Origin of the sequence: Chlamydia buteonis, assembly GCF_900634605.1 — a bacterium.
Classification (GTDB): Bacteria; Chlamydiota; Chlamydiia; order Chlamydiales; family Chlamydiaceae; genus Chlamydia; species Chlamydia buteonis.
In genome coordinates, this window is sequence record NZ_CAAAFM010000001.1 from 714,811 (window position 1) to 737,048 (window position 22,238).

The following is a 22,238-nucleotide window of genomic DNA, read 5'->3' on the forward strand; positions in this document are numbered from 1 at the left end:
TCTTATTACAATCTGTTTGAGAGTTGTTTTTTTTGAAATTCTCTAGTATGTTCACCCTTATTACTATGGATTGTTTAGGACATCTTTATTTATGAATATCAAAAGAAAACGCTCACTGTTAGTGTGTTTCGGGGTAGTGTTTCTGCTCATTACGGGTTGTTGTCCCTTTGCAGATAAAAATACTTCCTGCTGTTCTCCTAAAAAGTATCTTCCCATTGTAAGTCATCTTTTAGAGCTTTGTGATTTACCTGAGGTCGAAACTCCTGAGGAATTAGTAGAGGAAACCAAGCATTTATTTTTGACTCGGGAGCAGCGTATGGCTGCTGATTTTGATTCTTTACCAATAAAGGATGATCATGCTTTCTATAATGATCTTTCTTTATTGCGAATGACACAGGTTGTTCCTGCTTATGCAGCTACCTATGGTAGTGCTGTTGTGTTTGGCAGTACGCTCGCAACTATTCGTCAGCGTTTAGATTTTCTTGTTCGAGAATGGCATCGAGGAGTGCGTTTCAAAAAGATCATTTTCCTATCCGGGAGAAGAGAGCGTTATGCAAAAGTAGAAGATTCGGATCAATTTTATGATAATCGTCACAACCCATTTCCTGTAGAAGAAAGCTGGAATCCTGCCGAACATAAGCTCCCTTCTTCAGAAGATGAAATTGCTCGATTTGTTTGGACACAGATGGTTGTTCCTTCTTCTTGGAGAGATCCTTCAGGAGGTATTGAAGTAGAGTTTTTAGTTGCTGAGCCTGCAGAAGGTCAGAAGTATGGAACACGTCATGATACATTAAAAGTACTTCGCGCTTATCATGGAGATGGCTCGGAACGTATTTTATTTGTGAGTAGCCAACCTTTTATTCATTTAGATCGTTCTCGTATTGCAAAGCATTTTGAAAAAGAAAAGTATGATGTTGCAGGCCCTGGATTTTCCCAAGCAGTTTTAAAGCATGACTGGGCTCCTAGAATTTGTCTGCATTCTTTAGCTGCATGGGCAAGCGAAACTCGTGGTTATCTTGTAATATCTCAGGAGTAACCTTTTGAATGAAGAATATTGGATTTTAGAGGTGAAGGTCACCCCAAAATCTAAAGAAAATAAAATTGTGGGATTTGAAGGTGAGGTATTGAAAATACGTGTTACTGAGGTCCCAGAAAAAGGAAAGGCTAACGAAGCAGTTATTGCTTTGTTAGCCAAAACATTGTCTTTGCCTAAACGTGATATCACGTTAATTTCGGGAGATGCTTCCAAGAAAAAAAGAATCTTATTACCGAAGGCTACAGAATCGATTGTCTCTCATTGGAGAGAAAAGGGATTTTAAGCAGGGCTGTAGTTTTTATCGGTTTCTGGTTTGTCGCTTTTCACAGCGGCTTTCTTATCTTTATTATCTTTAAAGATTATAGAACGGAATTGTTTGCGTTCTGTTCTGTTGATTTTTAAACCTAAACGGCGGATGACATCTTCATTAAATGTTGTTGTTTGTGGTAGTGGCTCGGCGATAATTTTTTTTAATCCTTCGATATCTTGATGTTGGTTAAGTAGGTGGTAAACCATTTGAGCAGCTTGTTTGCCGGATTTTTTAAAATCTACTCCACAAGCGACGCAGGCTCCTTCAGCAACTAAAGAGAAGTCATCGGTAATTATAGGGATTTTTTCTTTAAGGATTTCTTCAATAAATGCTGTTCCGAGCTTGTGAGCTAGCGAAGAGAAAGGAATAAAAATTGCAGAGGGACGTTTGTCTATTGCTTGTTGAATACGTGTTTTGAAATTTGCTGGTGTCACGGTAATTTCTGTAACGGAAATTCCTGAGGCATGGAGTTTTTTTTCGATTTCTTGTTGTAGAGCTGATGGAAAAGGCTCAGTAGGTTTTATATAAACCAAAGACTCGGCGTTTGTTCTTACAGCTTGTATAGCAAAACAACATTGGTTGATATCAAGGGAATCATTAACACCGTAGATATTCGTTTGTTTTTTCGGGAAAACTAGAGTCTCTCCTTCGGGAACAGCAGCATAGATAATTGGCTTTTTTGTTTCGATTTGGCTCATGATTTTTGTTGCTATTGAGCCTAATGTAACAATAGCCACGATATTTTTATCGCTGTGCAATGTACGAGCTAATTTCCTTGCTTTAACCACACTATCTTCAGCATTAACGACAAACACTTCTGGGGAGTTTTCGAATGTCTTTAAAACATCTATACAACTTTGACTACAATCTTCGAGTATTGAGTGGGAGAAAGATAAGAACACTGCAACTTTGGGGGAGTCTTGCTCAGGATTAGGTGAGGAGATAACTACAGAAATAAAGGAGCAAATAATGGAAAAGAAGAAAATATATTGAGCAATTTTACGAAGAATCATAGTGACAACACCATTGTATCATACACAGATGTTAGGGTTAAACGTTGGCAAGCTGCAACAATATCTTCTGTTTTTCCTAAAGAAGAAAAGCGCACATATCCTTCTCCGCACGAGCCAAATCCTTTGCCAGGAGTGATGGCAATATGGTACTGGTGCAAGAAAAAGTCAAAAGCATCTTCATCGGGGATAGTATTAGGGACTTCGACCCATAGGTAGGGAGCATGCTCACCACCGTATACCGAAAATTCAGCTTTTTGTAGAGCTGTACGTAAAAGAGAACTGTTGTAGCGATATTGTGAGATCGCTTCTAAATTAGGAAATAGAGAAATTCCTGAGATAGCAGCTTCTTGCACTGGTAAACATGTCCCATTAAATGTCGTAAATAGAAAACGTTCCCAATCGCGAATTACAGGGAGACCGTTGCTATATTTAAGATCGTTAGGAACGACATTCCACCCCAAACGCACTCCTGAAAAACCTAAGGACTTGGAAAAGGAGTTCACTTCTATAGCACACGAGCGCGCTTCAGGGATTTCAAAAATACTCCTTGGTAAGGAAGGATCTGAGATAAAAGCGCTATAGGCGGCATCGAACAAAATAACGCTCCCATGGGCGTTCGCATAGTCGACAAGTTCTTTAAGTTGTTCTCTATTCAATACAGTCCCTGTAGGGTTATTAGGAGAACATAAACAGAAAATATCAATAACTTCTCTTTCAGGAAGTACAGGAAAGAAATGGGATTCTTTTGTACAAGGAAGCTTGATGATTTTACGAGCTCCTGTAATGAGAGCCGTATCAATATAGACAGGGTAAGAGGGATCCTGAACGGCTACGGTTTTCCCCGGACCAAATAAAGAAAGTACACGGAAAATATCCATTTTGGCTCCATCTGAGATAAAAATCTCTTCAGGGGACACTTTACCGTGATAAAATACTTCTGAAAGTTTTTCTCTCAAAGAAGGAAGACCCAATTCTGGACCGTATCCACGGTAAGTTTTGGGATTCCCTAACTTATCGACAGATTGCGAAAAGGTGTGAGTAACTGACTTGTGTAGTGGGTACGAGGTATTCCCGATAGATAGATCTATAATAGAGATCTCAGGGTGTTTTTCACGGAAAGCTTGAATTTTTTGACGAATACCAGAAAACAGATAGTTGGTTTCTAAATTTGAAAAGTTCGTGTTTCTTCGCATTGCGGTTTTTTTCATTGTCTGTAGCGTATGCCAGACATCTTAAGAAAGGCCCCGCTTTTTTTATATACCTTTCTGTTGTTTCTAAACAAAATCAGGTTTTCCCTTAAAGTCTTTTAGGGAGGAAACGAAGTCATTCGTCTAGTAAAGCAATAAAGATTTCTTAACACTAAGATAAATACATTCTTATAAACGGCTTTTGTTTTGGGTTTAATTTTAAATTAAGTTTTATAATTAATTTAATAATAATTAATTATTTTAGGTTTAATTATGAATCCAATTAACCCTTACGGGAGCTCAGTTCCCAGACCATCACAAGGTCCTGCAGAAAGCGGTAGTAGCAATGGCGATTCTCTACGTGGCGTGGGGGGAAAGTTCACAAGAAGAGGAGCTGTTCGCGCCGGTAAAGGTGTGCGTGGATATAAAAGCTATCTCGAATCTAAGGTAGGTCATCAGGGCAGTGCAAAGGCTCGGAAAGCCGCCACTAAGGTGGAAGAAATTAGTGCAAGAATTAAAGCAGGCGGAGCTAGAGCTAGCGCTGCTATTAGTCAGGCTGCCGGTAAAGCTGGAAAAATATTAACGCAAACGGCGCAGCAATTAAAAAGTAAGATTCAAAGCAAGGTGCAAAGTAAGGCTGGTGATGGGGGTAAGCAAGATAAGATAACTCCAGAACAGGAAAAGATGAAAGCTTTAGCCCAAGAAGCTGCAGCTAAAGTCGGGAGGGTGTCTGGTGGAGATAAGAGAAGTCTTGATGAAGGTGTATCGAATTCTGAGAAAAAAGCTAGAATTGATGTGAAATCTGGTAAGAAGAAACCAACAGCCTTTCGCCCGGATTTAGGTGCCATAGCTGGTAAAGATAGGGTAAAACTTCCCAGGGCTAATGTTAGTTCTCAAAACGAGGGCGTGAGAAAATCTCAGCGTCAAGAAAATCAAAAGACAAGGGGAATCCTTAAACAACCTGGGGCTCCTAAAACTAGTAAGAAGAGAGGTAGAATTCGTTGGGCAGACCAGGAAGGTAAGCCTCTTGAACAATAGATTTTCGGTTTGAACTGATTTTTTATTTCGAAGAGAAGAACTGCATTTTAATATTTTAAGGTGCAGTTTTTTTATATAAAAAGGTCCCACCCAGTTAACTGGGGTAACTGGATGGGAAAGGGAAAGTTTTCTTTTTACGTGACGACTAAATTTACATTTAGAATCACAAGCTTAGGAGTGATAGAGGGTTCGCAGGCGGGCTGTTCCTACGATGTAAGTATTCCAAACTCGTACTTCTCTTTATAATTATTCCCCTATTTTTGTCCTTCTGTTTTTTAATTTAATTAATTTTTGTTCTAATTATTTCTGGCTATTAAGAAAATCTATTTCTGTATTTATCTTCTTTATAGTGGAAGTTTTAGATGCTAAGAAGCGGGAGTTGTTCTCTGTTCCTCTTCTTGCTTCTTATTCTTTTCGAGTCTTTGGTTATTAGTTACATATTCTTCTTAGGGTATTTTGGAAGAAGATTCGTATACAATAGGGATTTTTCTCAATCTATGTGGGAGGTGTTGCTAAATAAATCATCTCTTTTTATAGATTGTGGATACCATGGGAAGACTGTTACGATATGGCTGCTGTTTATGCAGTTTAGTATTTATTTGCTATTTTTCATCTTGTGTAACTGCAGGAGCTCAGGAAGCTGGGCGTTGTCCTGATTGTGAGAGCTTTAGAAAAGCTGTTCATCGCTCGGATCAACTACCTGAAAATATTCAAGAATCTGAAAATGGTTGTTATCTTACGGGGTATGTACAAGCCCTCGTAGACATGCATTTTTTAGATAGCTGTACTCAGGTTGTTGTTGAGGATAACGTTGCTTATGTATTCGCCCTTCCTGTCGATACGGTACTTTCTAATGCGATTATAGATTTTATTAAAGATTTACCGTTTATTGCTTCTGTAGAAATTTGCACTAGCCCCTATCAAGAATGTTGGAGTATTTATGGAGAAAATCGTCCTATATTACCCAAGCAGAAGGCTTTAGGCACGGAAATTGTCTGTGGTAAAGAAGGTATATGGTTACCACAAAATACCATACTCTTTGCACCGTTAATTGCAGATCCTCGCCAGGTAACAAATAGTGCGGGCATTCGTTTTAATGAGAAGGTTATCGGTAACCGAGTAGGTTCCGCTATTTTTGGTGGGGACTTTATTTTGCTACGTCTTTTCGATGTTTCTCGTTTTCATGGGGATTTAGATATTGGCCTTCAAGGGGGAGTTTTTTCAGTTTTTGATTTAGATCATCCGGATTCTTGCATGGTCAACTCTGACTTTTTCGTTGCGGGTTTGTTAGGGTTTGCTGTTGATAAATGGAGTTTTCGTTTACGCCTTTGGCATCTTTCTTCGCATTTGGGAGATGAATTTCTTTTAACCCATCCGGATTTCCCAAGATTTAACCTCAGTGACGAGGGAATCGATTTTTTTGTTTCCTTGCGTTATAACCCGCAGATACGTCTGTACGGCGGAGCAGGTTACATTATCAGTAGAGATTTGACTTTCCCTGAACGTCCTTTATACATAGAAGCAGGAGCAGAATTACGTCCTTTTGGATTGCGTGAGGGCAATTTACACGCTCAGCCGATTTTCGCTATGCATTTTCGCTTCTGGGAAGAACAGCATTTTGGAATAGATCAGACCTATATCTTAGGTATGGAATGGTCAAAATTTCGTGATGTTGGCAGAAAAATTCGTGCATTTGTCGAATACCATCAAGGATTTTCTAAAGAGGGTCAGTTTGTGCGAGAGCCGTGTAATTATTACGGCTTTCGCTTAACCTATGGATTCTAATCACACTTCTAAAAATCCACCGGGATAAGGAGGATGTTCGGGGCCTATAGGTAGTGTGTTGTTGATATATCTTTGGAAAATTTCTATACCAGCTTGAGGGGAAGAAATACAAAATACGCAATTGCTTACCCATTCAGAACCTCGGTTGGTTCCAGTTTTGCAATTGGTTTGGTAGATGGGGGTCACTTTCTCCCTCCAATAAGCAGCAGGACCAATTAAAAATATAGGAACAGGAGGTTTTTTCCCTGTTTTTATACTGACAAGCTCGAGACAAAATTCAAAATCTGTTCCCATGCCTCCAGTGACAAATAAAGCGAGATCCACATGAAAGTGCTCTTGACGTTGAATTAAAGAGGAGAGTCTGTAGGTCATTTTCGCTTGTATGTAGGGATTAGTATCTTGGTGTTTCATTGGAGACTGCTCAAAATCTATAATGTTTCCACAAGAAAGAAGGTTGAGTTCTGTGGCAACCTCGTTGCCAACGGCCATGGCTCCAGGTCCTCCTCCAGTTATGATGGCTAAGGGCGTATGGGGAGGAAATCCAGGAATAGGGAGTGTTTGAATAAGATTTTGAATTCCTTGTAATAATTCCTTTAGCTCTTCTTTATACCCCTCTGAAATCATGCAAGAGCCATGGATTCCAATAAAGTAAGCAGAGCGAAACTCTTGGGTACGTGTTATAGGCACGAACATTCCTGAATCTTTTCCGCGACGTTTTACGTATTGCAAAACGTGTTTGGAGACTTTGTCTACCCAGAACGTAGGGATTCCTGCAAAGTATAAATCCATAAGTAAAGCGCGGTCATGCTCAGAAAAATACTCGCCGTAATTGTATGAGGGTATTTGGAAATAGATTTGTTTCAGATAGTAGTTGACGTGATAGGAAAGCAACATACCTTTGAGACACGAAGAAGGGAAATAACGAGAGAAAAGTACTCCCTGGCTGGTAATGTGTCCTGTTTCCATAGCTTGTAGGAAGGGGAAGCAGGGTTGTTCTTCGATATATTCTTGAAGGTTTTCGGGATAAGGATTTTTTTTGTCGTATAGGGATTTGGCAGATCCTATCAACCAAGAGTTTTGTGATAACTCGAGAATTTCACTACCTTTGGAAATAAATGTGGCAGCTTTTTCTTGGGTGCCTGGTGTTGTTTCAAAAATATTGAAAAGACATTGTTCGGACTCTAAAGATGATTGTAGGAAATCTCGATAACAGAAGAAAGAGTGTTCTTTATAGGGTTCTATAGTGAAGAATTCTAAAGGAATAGTCTCAACGGGAACTGTGGAAGATCCATAAAATTCGTAAATATCCCCGGATTCTTGTGTGGTAGGCTCTAAAATATTCGCTGCGGTATGTTGTATTCCTTTGGGGAGGAGAGAGTCGACAACACGAGCAAATACCGTACGGATATGTAAAGGCTCTGTTTTTATAAGTAAAATATGATCACTAAGGGGCAGTTTTTCACGTTCTATTTTATGTTGATACAGGGATAGGAAATTTCGTACTCTCATGTTAGGCTGGCCTAATGCTTTTCCTATTAAAGGAAGGAGGCCATAAATCTTATGATCATAGTGAATTACTCCAGGAAGAGTAGGAAGGGTCACGACTAGGCGGTCGTCAATAACATCTAAAGAAATTAGATGTTCTAATTTCTTACCAAAACATAACAAAGGCATTCCTGCTTTATCGGTATGTTTGAGCATTCTTTCTAGGTATTGTGGGGAGCGTACGAGTCGACGGTCATCTGCAGCGAATAATTTTGCAATGTAATCACCAGGTTCCAATAGTGTGAGCATCACAGAAGCCACAGGGTCATGACTGCTAATTTGTAGTAGTAAACGTGCTCGGGAACGTTCTTTACTTAATTCTATTTCTTTAATTTTTGCATCAACCCCTAATTGTGCTAGTGAGCTTTTTAGATTGAGATGTAAGCAATGCTTAGGTAAATGAAAACCCAAGAAGTACTCGGGGATATTTAGTATTTCTATTTCCCCCTCGTATGTATTTGGCGATAGCATATTCAGGGGAGAGGTAAGGTACCCATCAGGAGAAATTGCGTCGTGGTTCCTGTGGAATAAGTTATACATATATCCTCCAAAAAAATAGGCTTTTATAGCTTGCGAGTCTTGTTTTAGATGAAAAAGATTTTTAAGAAAATGCAAAGAAATGTCTTTGCGATTGAGAATTATTTTTCTCTGGATACAATGGAGGGTTTTTAAGAAGGATGGGAAATATGCGAATTCCAAGAAGCGTTGGTACACACGACGGTTCTTTTCATGCTGATGAGGTTACAGCGTGTGCTTTACTTATTTTGTTCGATCTTGTTGATGAAGAGAAGATCATCCGTACGCGAAATCCTGAAAAGCTCGCAGAGTGCGAATATGTATGTGATGTCGGTGGGGTATATTCCCCAGATCAAAAAAGATTTGACCACCACCAGGTATCTTATGAAGGACCCTGGAGTAGCGCGGGAATGGTATTGGATTATCTTAGGGAACAACGACTTATTGATCTAGAAGAATATCATTTTCTAAATCATACATTAATTCATGGCATCGATGAACAAGATAATGGAAGGTTTTTTTCAAAAGAAGGCTTTTGTTCTTTTTCTGATATAATTAAAATCTATAATCCTGAAGAAGGAAGGAATGCTTCGGATACGGATTTCTTTTTCTCTTTAAAATTTACTATCGACTTATTGAAGCGTTTGAGAAATAAGTTTCGCTACGATCGCATGTGTAGAGATGTTGTCAGATCTGCCATGGAAAAAGATGAATTTTGTTTATTTTTTGATCGTCCGTTGGCATGGCAAGAAAATTTCTTTTTTTTAGGTGGTGAGCAGCACCCTGCAGCGTTTGTGTGTTTCCCTGCTTGTGATCAATGGATTCTTAGGGGGATCCCTCCGACTTTAGATAGGCGTATGGAAGTGCGTGTGCCCTTCCCAGAAAGTTGGGCAGGACTTCTTGGCAAAGAGCTCGAAGAAATCAGTGGTATTCCTGGAGCAATTTTTTGCCATAAGGGATTGTTTTTGTCTGTTTGGGATAGCAAAGAACATTGTCGGCGAGCCTTGCAGTTGGTATTAGAAAATCGAGGATTAGTATGACCATTTTTGAAAAAATTATCGAAGGCTCGATAGATTGTGAAAAAGTTTTTGAAAATGAAAATTTTATAGCCATAAAAGATCGCTTCCCTCAGGCTGCTGTTCATTTGTTGATTATTCCTAAAAAACACATAGAAAAATTACAAGATATGCAAGAAGAGGATTTTTCTTTACTTGCTGAAGCAGGAAAAATTATTCAGCAATTAGCGGAAGCTTTTGGTATTGCTGATGGATATCGTGTCGTAATCAATAATGGTGTTGACGGGGGACAGAGCGTATTCCATTTACATATTCATCTTTTAGGTGGAAGCTCATTGGGGGCTATTGCCTAATTTTTTTTTACTTCTTAGCTAATGTGGCTCATGGATCGCAATCTTTGCGTCAGCATTTGCTTATTGGTGATTTCCCTCGAGCTATTAAGGAAGCTAAGGCTATTTTGTCCTCTTCCGAATGTTCGCTCTCCGAAACCCGACTTGCCCTAAAAGCATTAGCACAGGGGAAGGATTACGAATCTTGGAATCAGGAGTTTACTAAAGCACGTAAATGCTACCCGCAACTTGCTAAAGATCGTGATACTTTAGAAGATTTTGCTCAACAAGTTCTTTCCGATGGTATGCGCCACCCTTCAATGACTGTACGAGCAGTGAGTATACTCTCGATAGGCTTAGCCAGAGACTTTCGTTTAGTCCCTCTTGTTTTAGCGAGTCTATCCGATGATAGCGTGATTGTGCGTACCTTGGGTCTACAGGTAGTCTTGCAGTATGGATCTAAGAGTTTAAAAGATGCTGTCTGTAAAATTGCTCGTCACGATGATTCTATGCAAGTGCGGATGATGGCATATCAAATTGCTGCGATTTTAGATATAGAAGAACTCCTTCCTTATCTTCAAGAACGTGCGAATAACAAACTTGTCGATGGGGAGGAACGTAGGGAGGCATGGAAAGCTTCTCTAATGCTTACCCCACATTTGCTTTCTAGATCTAGAGTACAAGAAGATATGGATCAGGCTTTATTTGCCTGTGAACTCCTGCATCATTTGGGGGAAGAAAAAGATGAGAGTATTCTCTTGGATTTATTATCTATTCAGTACCCTGAAGTTCAAGAAGCAGCATTACGCGCAGCATTGTCTTGTGGACGAGAGGTGAGCTGTGAATCAAAAAAAGTTGCTGATCAAGTGCACTACATTGCTCAAACGTCTCCATTCCCCAAAATACGTCTACAAGCAGCAGCCCTTCTCTATCTTCAAGGAGATCCTTTAGGGGAAGATTTGCTAGTACAAGGTTTACTTTCTCCCCTCGCCTCGATTTGTGAGTCAGCGTCTGCTGCCGTATGTTCTTTAGGAATAGGTGGAAAAGATCTTGCTGATAGGTATTTGAATATCGTGGTCTCTAGGAAAGCCGCGGCAAATCTCGCTATTTTGCTGCTTGTAAGTCGTACGCATGTGGAAAGAGCTGGTGATGTTATAGCTGATTTTATCAGTGATCCTGAGATGTGCTGGGCTATAGAACAGTTTCTTTGGAGTTCACAATGGAATCCTAAAAGTGCTTCCCTGCCTCTCTATTTTGATATGGTAAAAAGAGAGATAGGGAGAAAGCTGATCCGTTTGCTTGCTGTATCAAAATATAGTAAAGTAAAAAAAGTTACGGGAGATTTTCTTTCTAATCGGCAACAACATGGCTGGAGTTTTTTTTCAGGATTATTCTGGGAAGAAGGAGATGAGCAAACGGCGCAGATATGGACTGCAGATAACAGTTTTGCTTCTAAGTTAGAGTCAACTTTAGCTAGATTGTGTCAGAAAAAAAATAGCGAATCTTTGCATCAAGCTATGCAGCTCTATCCTGAAAGTCGTTGGCAGGATAAACTTGCTATTTTAGAAGGTATCGCTTTTTCGGAAAATACCGAGGGTGTGGATTTCCTTCTGGAATGTTGTTACCATGAAACCCCTTCGCTACGTTGTGCAGCAGCAGGGGCTTTATTTGCTCTATTTAAGTAGATCCGTTTCTTTTAGTTTGACTAAATTGTTTAATGGATGCGAGGGGTCAATAGCAAGGTTATCTAAATTCTTTCTGTACTTTTCTAATTCTTCAATTAATGCAGATAGGGCTTGCTCACACTCCTCTTTAGAAAATAAAGATTTACAATGTTTCTCTAATTCTTCTAAAAATTCATCGACAATTCGGACCAGGTGATAAATAAATTTTTTTAAATAGATAGTAGACTTCTTTTCAGTATTTTTATTTGTCATAGTTAATTTATTTTGTTTGTTAGTTTCTTTTTAAAATAAAAAGGAGTTTTTTCAATAAATTTTTTAATATAAAAAAGAAACTTGGTAGTTTTTATAGATTTTTAAGAACACTTATTTTAATCTAGTATGAAAGTCTAAAGCGCGGGATTTTGAAATATGCTAACACTACCTTTTTCTTTGAAAATGCTTCGCGCCTCCTTATTTTCTTTAAGTTTTCGTTATTCCGGTCGCTATCTCCATCGAATCTAACTGTTTTTTAAGTAAATTTTTTGCTGAGGATATTAGTTAACACTGTCTTTCCCGACAGTTGTTCTTCGGCCTGTTTATTTTTACAGTTAAGAGTTTCGCAATGAATTTTGGATTATTTTTATGTTGTTTGCTTGGCGTTCAGGCCTTGTGTTTATTTGTAGGTCGTAGAGGCGGCTCTACAGTTCAGGATCGTCAGGGGTATTTCCTAGCAGGAAGGAGCTTAAAAACGTTTTCTTTAACGATGACGTTTATCGCTACACAAATTGGCGGTGGGGTACTACTCGGTGCAGCTGAAGAAGCTGCACGTTACGGTTATGGAGTGATCTTGTATCCTTTGGGTGTGGCTTTAGGTTTGATATTTCTTGGTCTAGGGCCCGGAAGGAAATTGGCTTTGGGATCGATTGTTACCGTAGTTACGCTTTTTGAGAGTGTGTATAAATCAAAAAAGCTACGTAAAATGGCCTTTCTTCTTTCAGCTCTATCTTTGTTTTTTATTCTTGTAGCGCAGATAGTTGCTTTGGATAAGCTATTCGGCGTTTTCACTCATGGCAAATATCTCACCGCTATTTTTTGGATCACGCTAGTATTTTATACTTCTACAGGAGGATTTCATGGTGTTGTCAGAACAGATATCGTTCAGGCGTTATTTCTTCTTATTGCTGTGATTACTTGTGCTGTTTCTGTTTGGTATGGCTCATCTGAGTTTACTCCAATCTTATCTAACTCTGTTTTTGAGCCCATACCAACGAGCAACCTTCTCGGATGGATTTTCATGCCTATGGTCTTTATGGTTGTCGAGCAAGATATGGCACAACGTTGTGTTGCTGCTTCATCACCGCGAAGACTACAATGGGCAGCAATATTTGCTGGGATCGTAATTCTTTTGTTTAATCTTATCCCCTTATTTTTAGGTTCTCTAGGAGCAAAATTAGGGGTTTCTCAAGGCTGTGTGCTTATTGATACCGTAGCTTATGTAAGCGGACCATCATTAGCAGCTATTATGGCAGCTGCCATTGGTGTGGCCATACTTTCTACAGCAGATTCTTTGATTAGTGCTGTTGCTCAGCTTATTAGTGAAGAAGTGCCTCAAATATCTTCGTTAAACTACCGTTACCTTATTGGCATTATTGCGGTACTAGCTCCTGTTGCTGCTTTAGGCTTTAGCAATATTGTCGATTTGCTGATGCTAAGCTATGGTCTCTCAGTGTGTTGTCTTTCTGTTCCTCTAGGCGCGGCTCTTCTCACTCGCTATCAAGCTAGCACTCCTGCAGCTTGGGCAGCGGTGCTAATAGGGGGGAGCGTGTATGTCAGTGGGTATTTCATCACAATTCCTTTCTCTAGGGATTTGATTGCTTGGTTAAGCTCTCTTACAGCTTTTATTTTTATCGAAATTTTATACGTGTACATCGGGAAGCTTTCTGAAGAGAAAGTCTGATTCTCTGTTTTCAATTTCGATAATCTTTTTCTGTACACATGTTGTTTGTGCTCACCTTCTTGTTTTTTCACAAGAAGGTGAGTTTCATAGCTAAGGTTGTCTTAAGTCAGGATTCGGAAGGTGTTTTAAACTAGAAAGGAGTTCTATAAAAGAAGATAAGAAGGCTTGGAATAAAGGTTCGTCGGGATGGTTAGGGATGCCTTGGAGTATTTTTCTACAATAATAAATTAGCCAGTATAAAGCATAAAATAGACATTGTAAAAGGTAGAGTTTGCATGTTTGTTTTACCATATACCTCCATGAAGAAAATACTCTTATTCCTTCATTGTTATTTGATAATCAAATAGTTAAACATGCAAAACTTTGCAATATAATTTTTTTAAGAAATCCAACAAATTTTTATTAAAGATTTTTATATTTCCATTGATTAATTATTTTTAATTGTAAAATGGCCTTTACGATCAACTATACGTTTTTGCGTGGTTGTGATTTTGCATTGGAAAATTTCTATCTACCAATTTCTTGGCAGATAGAGTGTTTCTCTCTTATGGATGAGAATAGATCACTAAGTTCTTCGGGTGTGATGTGTTGTTTCCCATCACAGAGAGCTTTTTCTGGGGACTCATGTATTTCTATCATTAAGCCATCAGCACCAGCGGCCATAGCAGCTTTTGCTAGAGGAGACACTAAAGAACGTTTCCCCGCAGCATGAGAAGGATCTACAATCACTGGAAGAGGACTCACTTCTTTAAGTAAAGCCACGGTGTTCAGGTCTAGGGTATACCGTGTGGACATTTCAAAAGTGCGTATACCGCGTTCGCAAAGAATTACACCGGGACATGTGGGAGAATTCAGAAGATATTCTGCAGAGGATAACCACTCTTCTATAGTTGCGGAAGGGTGACGTTTAAGAATAACGGGGCGATGACTTTGGCTGACTTCTTGAAGCAGGACAAAGTTTTGCATATTCCTTGCTCCGATGCGAAGAATATCGACGTTTTCTGCTGTAATTTCTACATCACGAACATCTAAGACTTCTGTTTCCGTAAGTAGGCCGTGAATACGCTGAGCTTCTTTATGCCAAATCACCTTTTCTTTCCCCCAGCCTTGAAAGGTGAATGGGCTTGTTCTAGGTTTTCTTATAGATCCTCGCAGTACTGTAGCTCCTGCTGCTTTGGCAGCAAGGCCGATAGTCACAGTATGCTCGTAGCTTTCTAGAGTGCAGGGGCCTGCTATGAGAAGAGGATCACCTTTCCCTACGACGATATCAGAAGATAGGGAGAGAAGAAAATTCGAATCCTTAGCAGATTGTTTTAACGCGTGTGGGAGAGGATAAGTAGTCGTAAGAATAAGAAAGCATCCTTTAAGTTATGGTTGGTTTTGCGCAGCTCCTTGGTTTGTTACTCTTGAGGTGTCATGAGCATCCTTGGGTAACAAACAGTTGTAATGGTTGTTTGCACGTAATACAAAAATTGTAGCCTGTTGCTCCGGAACATAGTCCGTTTGGAAGAATCCTTGAGTAGTCGCCAAAGCATTGAGTTGTCTTACAGTTTGTGTTAAACTCGCATCTCCTAGGTATTGGCAAAGAGCTAATGAGCCTAAGGCTGAAGAAATCGCGCTAATATGCTCATCTTCTGCCTGAGTGTTTACAGAGTTAAAGGTGTGCATAAGCTCTCGGATATCCATAGTGTTTAAATCATGAATGAAGGATTGGTACGCCTCAGGATGTGGGTTATTCCTAAGTACTAAAGAGAAGAGGAACGTTCGTTGTAGGTTGTTATAAGTAGTAAGTCTGTCAACATTTGTCCAGAATAATGTAGTCCACGTATCTAAATTTTCTGTTATATCCCTTTTCATCCGGATAGTTTGTTCTGTTGAATAAGTCTTTAGTCTAGTTGCCAACTCAGTATTGTCATCTAATAGCTGTGAGTGCTTTCGCAAGAAGCTGTAAAGTAAAACGTCGTTGGGAACAGACTGACTAAATGGCCTACTCGTTCTTTGCGGGGTTGCTCTATGGCCTACTTTATCCAGTTGATAAATAAATTCTTCCCATAAAATAGGGTATGCTGTTCGTGTATCCTGAAGTAACGCGGCCGTTTGCTCGGCATTTCCTGAATCCATGATTTGGAAGAACTTGGTTCTCATATTAGGGCAAAGAGACAAAGCAGCAGGATCTCTAGATAGGAAGGACAATAAGGATTCAATAGTTTGTGTGGTTACATTATCTCCACATGCAGGTGGTTGCCAGCAGAAGGCCCCAAAAATACTTCCCCCCAAAGACAATACACGGTAAGTGTTGAGTTTATTCCTTAAAGCTTGTTGTAAATGCGGTTGGTACAACAACATGATTTTCTTCGCTGCATTCGCTGTTACTCGATTTGTAAGTAAGGAGGGATATTGTAAAAGGAAGAAGAACATTTTTATTCCTTCCGCATAAATTTTATCCTTAGCATTTGTAGAAGCTTCCAATTGCAATCCCTTAAATATTTCAGAATTAATCATTTCTGTATAGGAAGCTACTTGATTAGGATTATTTTGGATATGAGATAAAATTGTGTCTAAAGTGTTGCGTAATTCTGCTTCGGGAGTACTTTGTGGTGTAGCTTGCATCAATTTAGCAATGAGCCTGTAGGTATGACCTAGTTGTAAAATCATATTAGAAGATTTCAACCCATCACAAAGTGAAAGAGCAACTTCAATCAAGCTTCCAGCTTGTTTTTGAGCCCAAGAGGCTTGCAGTTTTGTATTAAGAGTGTCTGCTACCTCTCTGTGCCAATCTAGAGCATCTGTTAAGTCTAAGTTATTTCCTATAATCCCTGCTAGTGTCGTTTTTGCGTGTGTTAGGAAATCATGACATACCGCGTTATTTGTTGCGCATGAAGGATGAGAGAGTAGGAAAGAAAGGAGAGTTATGGGGGTAGGTATTTGTTGGCCCGGCCTTGTTCTCAGTAGGGATTGGGTGAATTTTTGATAATGTCCTTGAATTTCTAGAGGGAGCGAGGTGATGATTGGGATAGTATTTTCCTCGGTTAGATCTCCAGCAGTCAGGGTAACATTCACTGTACTGAGTAACTCATCTAGCGTTGTTTGAAATAGCCTTTCTTCTTGCTGTTGTTCCTGAGGTAGCTGTTGGATTTTTTGATTGCTGAGGAGCATTTGCGATAAGAACTCTAAAACCAGCTCTAATTGATTTGCAGCTCCAGTTATAGGCAATACATTGCCTCGGAAGATATGTTGTAAAATCGGACTAGACGGTTCTGTTTGAATGATCTTTCTCAGAGCTTCTGCTAACATCTCCGGAGCATCGATCATCTGGCCTAAGATTAAAGCTCGAACGTTCTGTTCTCCTCCCATATTTGTTAAACGTGCTTCATCTAAAGTGTGAAGAGCGAGGTTACGTAAATAAGAAATTGCTTTATGCGTGTGTATTGGGGAAAGAAGAACGTCATCGTACAGACTTTTCAAATTGTTGTGGGTTTGACAGTGTCTAAGAACTGTAACCATTTGTTCAGTAAGTAAACGATTTCTCACCGATGATTGGGCAAAAGGTAATCTCATAATACGCTGAGCTTCCTTCTCAAATGCTTGAGGATCTCCTGAACGCATTAATGAACACATCCAACCTATGTGGAAAGAACGGTAAAAGCAGTTTCCGTCTCCGGGAACATCAACATCGTAATAGTTATCATTCAGGTATGTTAACTGTGATAACAGCAAATGAGAGACGCGAGTGTTTTCATCTTGAGCATTACCTGTGCGGATGATGGTTTCGAGATTTTGCATGATTAAATGAAACGTCGAGCGAATGCTTTTAGGGTAGGTAGCAACGAATAGAGGATTAAGGATTTGCGTAGATGTGATGGTTAAACGTGCATTATTAGGAGTTAACCCTTGTTCATTAAAATGAACCATAGCTTCTAAAGAGTTCCGATCCACACCTTGTGGTAAAACCCCTAAGCTGTGTATGCGCTCTATAATTTCAGATAGACTAGGCAATCCTGGAAGTATAGGTCTTTGTTGCACTCGGGATGGTCGTAGAATTGCTGTTTTGGGTAGAGGGAATTGGGTAGGTGCAGCAGGGGGAGGGATGGTCGGCTGTTTACGAGGTTCTGTTGTAACTGGTGGTTGGGGGGCTGTTGGAGGAAGATCTAATGCACTTTTGGTACTAGGTTGTTGATCTTGAGGTAGGCTGGGGACTTCTGGTCGAGCTGGCCGTAGAGTTTCTATTTTGGGCTGAGGGGGTTGGGTAGGTGCAGCAGGGGGAGGGACTATCGGTTGTTTACGAGGCTGTGTTATAACTGTTGGGTGAGGTGTAGCCGCAGGGAGCTCTACAGGAGCTTGGGTAGTAGGACGTTGTGACGGTTGTAATGGAGCTCTTCTTCGTGAAGCAGCAGGATGTGCAGGTGAGTCCACTGAAGGCGTTCTGGGCAAAAGTGGTAAGGGGAGTTGGGAACTGGGAGTCTGTGGTACAACAGGAATTATAGGTGTTGTGGTCGTTTGTGTTGTATGACGAGTACAGTAGTGGAAGAGCAGCAGGAGGCCCAAGGTAATGATATGCAACAGCACATAGGCAACTAACCTCAAGGCTCTAATACACGGGGGATCCTGTGGATTGACTTGTAAATGGTAAAGATTATTTCTTCCTGGAGTAGGGCAGAAAGGAGGGGTAAAAGAAGATGAGCACATAATTGAATTTTTTTTATATAGTCACATACTTACTCGCTTTCGATGTCAATTAATTTAAAAGCATTATTTCGAGTTTGATGATTTATTATTGTGTATGTAAAGTATACCATACTTTTAGTTATTATAGCATAGCTTTTATGAAACAGTTGATTTCTTGCCTTCGAATCTTGTTTTTCGGATGTTGTTTATTCTTAGTAGGTTGCAGTTCTTCTGTTAAGAGAGATAAAATTTGGATAGTAGGGACAAATGCTACCTATCCCCCCTTTGAATTTATTGATGAAAATGGAAACACCATTGGTTTTGATATAGATCTTGCTGAAGCTATTAGCCAAAAACTTGGTAAAGAATTGAAGGTTGTGGAGTTCTCTTTTGACGCATTGATTTTAAATTTAAAGAAACATCGCATAGATGCTATTTTGTCAGGAATGTCGATTACGCAATCGCGTCAAAAAGAAATTGCTATGATTCCATATCATGGAGAGGGGATCCGTGAGCTAACTGTTGTATCTAGACAGCCTGTAAATAAAGATGACGTTCTTCCTTTGTCTAAATATTCTTCTGTGGCTGTACAAACGGGGACTTTCCATGAGGATTACCTGTTATCTCTACCAGGAGTCTGTGTGCGTTCTTTTGATAGCACGTTAGAGGTTTTAATGGAGGTGGGTTGTAAGAAGTCCCCAATAGCTGTTCTTGAGCCTTCTGTTGCTCGTGTGGTACTGAAAGAGTTCCCTGATTTATATACGACAACCGTCGACTTACCTGAAGATAAGTGGGTTTTAGGGTGCGGCTTAGGTATAGCGAAAGATCGTCCTGAACACGTGAAAGAAGTTCAAAACGTTTTGGATGAGCTGCAGGCAGATGGAACTATCGCAAAATTAGAAAAAAAATGGGGATTAGATAAACAAGATTTTTAGCATCTTCTTATTAAGAAGACTCTTTTTATCTATTTTTTCGATAGGTGTTTTTTAAACAGATGAGATTATTTTCTTTTATCTTAAGAATCAGTTTGTTTTTATGGACTTTTATAATTTGATCTTTTCTATTCCTTTTGTTATTTTCTTTCTAATTATTTTAAGGTGCCGGATATGTTTGGATCATCTCCCTGTTTCCCCGGTTTCAAGGATAACCCGAACTATGTAAACACGCATTTTTATTGTTCTTGTTGCAAAGGGGTAGTGCAACCCAAAGAAGTTTCTGTTCTTGTTGTCGGTAGTGATGGGAAGGCTATTGGTATTGCTCCTATTTTGCGATGTCAGAGTCATCTGATCAGTGGAATGTGTTGTTCCGGGCCAATAACAACATTATGGGGTTTGTATCCTAAGGATGAAGAGGCTGTTCGTACACATGAAAAGATGAAAAGCGTATATTTTCGGGTCCGTAACCTAGATATATGTGCTTTGTTGAATTTTATCGGAGCGGGTATACTATTTTTTTCAGGAGTTATTCTTGGTGTAATTGTTGCTTCCCCGGTAATACCTGGTATGCATCATTGGTTTTTCCCAGCAATTTTATTAGGAGTTGGTTTAATCCTATGTTTGATAGGAGCCATTTTCAGTTACTTTTCAAAGTCCCGTGTACGGGAATGGTTAAATCTTTCACAAGATTATGTGCAACATTGTGAGCTTGTGCATGTACAAGGAGGTACAGAAAAATATGTTGTGCTTACAGAATTTCCCCCTTCATGTCACTTATTAGATCCTATATTAGCGGCTCCGCAGTTTCATCCATCTGTTCTTCCCTTATCTATTCCTGAACTTATTCCTGCAGAATCTGCTTCTTCTTTTTCTTAATTTTCAAGATAGTTACAATTTCATTTTTAAGCATGTTTTGGGATTGTCTGTGGAAAAAGGTGTAGGCGGAGATGCTTCATCAGGTAAATTAACCTTTTTAGGTTCAGGAAATCCTGAAGGGATTCCCGTTGCTTTTTGTCCCTGTGAGATGTGCACAGGAAAACAGATACGGCGTTTGCGTTCTTCCGTGCTGATTGAATGGGCTGGGAGGCATTTTCTTATTGATGTCGGTCCCGATTTTCGTCAGCAAATGTTGGAAAATAATATTGAGAAACTTGATGGTGTATTTCTCACCCATCCTCATTATGATCATATGGGTGGTATTGATGATTTGCGTGTTTGGTATGTACTCCATCAGCAGTCTCTCCCTGTCGTTCTTTCGGCTTTTACCTATAAATATCTTTGCAAGGCGCGTGAGCATCTTGTTTCGCCTCCAGGCGGAGACGCCTCGCTTTCTGCTGCTTTAAATTTTACTATTTTAAACGAAGATTATGGTGAGAGTACATTTTTGGATCTCCCTTTTACCTATGTCACCTATTATCAGAAGTCCTGTGAAGTTATAGGGTACCGTTTTGGGAATCTTGCGTACCTTACTGATATGAGTAGGTATGATCATAAGATTTTTAGTTATCTTTCTGGCGTGGATACTCTTATTCTCTCGGTTTCTTCTGCGCGGCCTCTTAAAGCGTTTTCTGGACTAGGTTATGCACATTTGACTATGAGTCAAGCAGAGGACTTCGCTTCTCTTGTAGGCGCAAAAAAGTTAATTTTTACGCATATTAGCCATCACCTGCAAAAAGAGCTGGTAGATTATCCCAATAAGTTGTGGGCTTATGATGGTATGGAAGTTTCTTGGTCGTTCGTTAGGTAGACAATGAAAAAAAAGATAAAAGAAGAGAAAAAGAGTCGGGAGAGTGCTTTAGGATGGCATTTTTCTCTTCCCCGTGAAGAGCAAGATCCTTCCCAAGCTTTGGCAGTTTCTTTTTACTCAGGTAAAGAAGATCAACAGCGTGTGGAAGAACATAGTGAAGAGCTAGTTTCTCTTGCAGAATCTTGCGATATTACGGTTTTAGAAACACGTTCATGGATTTTGCGATCTCCATCTTCTTCGACATATTTAAATGAAGGCAAGCTTTTAGAAATCGAAGAGATTTTAAAAGTATTTCCTACGATTGGCGCATTGATTGTTGATGAAGAAATCACCGCTTCGCAGCAGAGGAATCTAGAAAAGCGTTTAGGACTAGTTGTTTTAGATCGTACGGAGTTAATCTTAGAGATTTTTGCTAACCGAGCTTTTACTGCAGAAGCAGGACTTCAGGTAGAATTAGCACGAGCACGTTACCTTCTCCCTCGTTTAAAAAGGATGTGGGGTCACTTATCGCGTCAAAAATCAGGGGGTGGCAGTGGCGGAGGATTTGTTAAGGGAGAAGGGGAGAAGCAAATCGAACTGGATAGAAGGATGGTTCGTGAAAGAATTCACAAATTAACTTTGGATCTTAAATCAGTAGAAAAGCAAAGAAAAGAGCAGCGCAAGGCTAAAGAAAAACGGGGGATTCCTGCATTTGCTTTGATTGGTTATACCAATTCTGGGAAAAGTACTTTGTTGAATCTTTTAACTTCTGCGGAAACTTACGTTGAGGACAAACTTTTTGCTACTTTAGATCCTAAAACACGTAGGTGTGTTCTTCCTAGTGGGCAACGTGTTCTTGTTACAGATACAGTAGGGTTTATCCGGAAATTGCCCCACACTCTTGTTGCAGCATTTAAAAGTACTTTAGAAGCTGCGTTACATGAAGATATTTTACTTCATGTTGTAGATGCTTCGCATCCCTTAGCTTTTGAGCATATAGAAACCACGCAAGAGATCTTAAAAGAATTAGGAGTAGACCATCCTAAAATCATCACAGTGTTAAATAAGATCGATGAGCTTCCCAACGGTAAGGCATCTACTAAGCTTCGTTTGCTCTCACCACGCGCTGTATTAATTTCTGCAAAAACCGGAGAGGGAATTCAAAATCTTCTTGAGGCGATGACTGATGTCATTACTGAAGGCTTTCCTGAAGTTACATTAAAATTTTCTTATAAGGATTATGGCAAATTTACAGAGCTGTATGATGCAGGTTTGGTCTTATCGCATCGTCGTAAAGATGATATTTTAATTGTAGAAGCTTATTTACCCAAAGAACTGGAAAAAAAATACCGGCAGTTTATTGAGCGTAAACGTTCTTCTCAAAAGCAAATAGAAGATTAGTTTTTAGTTTGGGGCATTCCTTTACAAGCTAATAAGAAAAAAGAGAATCTTTATTAGTGAGGAAAAGTAGGGATACTTTAGAATACTGTCTTCGTGTTTTTTTCAGATTTCATTA

At 39.6% G+C, this 22,238-nt stretch carries 19 protein-coding genes; 12 read left to right on the forward strand and 7 right to left on the reverse strand.

Features of this window, described 5'->3' with window-relative positions:
* Positions 1–91 precede the first annotated feature (91 nt).
* A complete protein-coding gene (locus E1N70_RS03270) occupies positions 92–1,036 on the forward strand; it encodes a hypothetical protein (protein ID WP_131744112.1) in 945 nt (314 codons plus the stop codon).
* Positions 1,037–1,040: 4 nt separating this feature from the next.
* Positions 1,041–1,319, forward strand: a complete 279-nt coding sequence (locus tag E1N70_RS03275) for a DUF167 domain-containing protein (protein WP_014944839.1) — start codon at positions 1,041–1,043, stop codon at positions 1,317–1,319.
* On the opposite strand, the gene E1N70_RS03280 is transcribed toward E1N70_RS03275, so the two are convergent.
* Entirely contained in the window at positions 1,316–2,359 is a 1,044-nt protein-coding gene (locus E1N70_RS03280; RefSeq protein WP_131744113.1) for an ABC transporter substrate-binding protein, read from the reverse strand. The genes E1N70_RS03275 and E1N70_RS03280 overlap by 4 nt on opposite strands.
* The gene (locus tag E1N70_RS03285; RefSeq protein WP_131744114.1) at positions 2,356–3,552 is read right to left on the reverse strand and encodes an LL-diaminopimelate aminotransferase; all 1,197 of its coding nucleotides are present in this window, start codon (positions 3,550–3,552) and stop codon (positions 2,356–2,358) included. The genes E1N70_RS03280 and E1N70_RS03285 overlap by 4 nt, the downstream gene beginning before the upstream one ends.
* Positions 3,553–3,819: 267 nt before the next feature.
* On the opposite strand from E1N70_RS03285, the gene E1N70_RS03290 reads away from it, so the two are divergent.
* Together E1N70_RS03290 and E1N70_RS03295 are read left to right on the forward strand one after the other, a co-directional pair.
* On the forward strand, positions 3,820–4,584 hold the full coding sequence (locus tag E1N70_RS03290; RefSeq protein WP_131744115.1) for a hypothetical protein: 765 nt from the start codon (positions 3,820–3,822) through the stop codon (positions 4,582–4,584).
* Between the two features lie 549 nt (positions 4,585–5,133).
* Positions 5,134–6,369 carry a DUF1207 domain-containing protein gene (locus E1N70_RS03295; protein WP_208638295.1) on the forward strand — a complete coding sequence of 412 codons (1,236 nt, stop codon included), beginning with the start codon at positions 5,134–5,136 and terminating at the stop codon, positions 6,367–6,369.
* Here E1N70_RS03295 and E1N70_RS03300 read toward each other — a convergent pair whose 3' ends face one another.
* Positions 6,370–8,454, reverse strand: coding sequence for an LOG family protein (locus tag E1N70_RS03300; RefSeq protein ID WP_131744117.1), 2,085 nt, complete (start codon positions 8,452–8,454; stop codon positions 6,370–6,372).
* 146 nt (positions 8,455–8,600) lie between these two features.
* On the opposite strand from E1N70_RS03300, the gene E1N70_RS03310 reads away from it, so the two are divergent.
* Genes E1N70_RS03310 through E1N70_RS03320 form a run of 3 tightly spaced genes read left to right on the forward strand, consistent with a single transcriptional unit; the run spans position 8,601 to position 11,460 of the window.
* The gene (locus E1N70_RS03310) at positions 8,601–9,470 is read left to right on the forward strand and encodes an MYG1 family protein (RefSeq protein ID WP_131744118.1); all 870 of its coding nucleotides are present in this window, start codon (positions 8,601–8,603) and stop codon (positions 9,468–9,470) included.
* Positions 9,467–9,799, forward strand: a complete 333-nt coding sequence (locus E1N70_RS03315; protein ID WP_131744119.1) for a histidine triad nucleotide-binding protein — start codon at positions 9,467–9,469, stop codon at positions 9,797–9,799. The genes E1N70_RS03310 and E1N70_RS03315 overlap by 4 nt, the downstream gene beginning before the upstream one ends.
* A 44-nt stretch (positions 9,800–9,843) precedes the next feature.
* A complete protein-coding gene (locus tag E1N70_RS03320) occupies positions 9,844–11,460 on the forward strand; it encodes a HEAT repeat domain-containing protein (RefSeq protein WP_131744157.1) in 1,617 nt (538 codons plus the stop codon).
* Here E1N70_RS03320 and E1N70_RS03325 read toward each other — a convergent pair.
* Positions 11,449–11,712 carry a hypothetical protein gene (locus E1N70_RS03325; RefSeq protein ID WP_131744120.1) on the reverse strand — a complete coding sequence of 88 codons (264 nt, stop codon included), beginning with the start codon at positions 11,710–11,712 and terminating at the stop codon, positions 11,449–11,451. The two genes, E1N70_RS03320 and E1N70_RS03325, sit on opposite strands and share 12 nt — an antisense overlap.
* A 349-nt stretch (positions 11,713–12,061) precedes the next feature.
* Here E1N70_RS03325 and E1N70_RS03330 point away from each other — a divergent pair, with 349 nt between their 5' ends.
* Positions 12,062–13,396: a sodium:solute symporter family protein gene (locus E1N70_RS03330; RefSeq protein ID WP_131744121.1), complete on the forward strand. Its 1,335-nt coding sequence runs from the start codon at positions 12,062–12,064 to the stop codon at positions 13,394–13,396.
* A gap of 90 nt (positions 13,397–13,486) precedes the next feature.
* On the opposite strand, the gene E1N70_RS03335 is transcribed toward E1N70_RS03330, so the two are convergent.
* From E1N70_RS03335 to E1N70_RS03345, 3 genes are all read right to left on the reverse strand, one after another.
* A complete protein-coding gene (locus E1N70_RS03335) occupies positions 13,487–13,687 on the reverse strand; it encodes a hypothetical protein (protein ID WP_131744122.1) in 201 nt (66 codons plus the stop codon).
* 216 nt (positions 13,688–13,903) lie between these two features.
* Positions 13,904–14,746 carry a 3-deoxy-7-phosphoheptulonate synthase gene (gene aroF / locus E1N70_RS03340; protein WP_131744123.1) on the reverse strand — a complete coding sequence of 281 codons (843 nt, stop codon included), beginning with the start codon at positions 14,744–14,746 and terminating at the stop codon, positions 13,904–13,906.
* A gap of 18 nt (positions 14,747–14,764) precedes the next feature.
* Positions 14,765–18,082 carry an OTU domain-containing protein gene (locus E1N70_RS03345; protein WP_131744124.1) on the reverse strand — a complete coding sequence of 1,106 codons (3,318 nt, stop codon included), beginning with the start codon at positions 18,080–18,082 and terminating at the stop codon, positions 14,765–14,767.
* A gap of 137 nt (positions 18,083–18,219) precedes the next feature.
* Between E1N70_RS03345 and E1N70_RS03350 the strand changes: the two genes are divergently transcribed.
* The 4 genes from E1N70_RS03350 to hflX all read left to right on the forward strand — a co-directional run bounded on the left by E1N70_RS03350 (position 18,220) and on the right by hflX (position 22,123).
* Positions 18,220–18,996 carry a transporter substrate-binding domain-containing protein gene (locus tag E1N70_RS03350; protein ID WP_131744125.1) on the forward strand — a complete coding sequence of 259 codons (777 nt, stop codon included), beginning with the start codon at positions 18,220–18,222 and terminating at the stop codon, positions 18,994–18,996.
* A gap of 171 nt (positions 18,997–19,167) precedes the next feature.
* Complete coding sequence (locus E1N70_RS03355) at positions 19,168–19,872, forward strand: hypothetical protein (protein WP_131744126.1); 705 nt, start codon at positions 19,168–19,170, stop codon at positions 19,870–19,872.
* A gap of 49 nt (positions 19,873–19,921) precedes the next feature.
* Entirely contained in the window at positions 19,922–20,743 is an 822-nt protein-coding gene (locus E1N70_RS03360) for an MBL fold metallo-hydrolase (protein WP_131744127.1), read from the forward strand.
* 3 nt (positions 20,744–20,746) lie between these two features.
* A complete protein-coding gene (hflX, locus tag E1N70_RS03365; RefSeq protein ID WP_131744128.1) occupies positions 20,747–22,123 on the forward strand; it encodes a GTPase HflX in 1,377 nt (458 codons plus the stop codon).
* Positions 22,124–22,238: the final 115 nt, after the last annotated feature.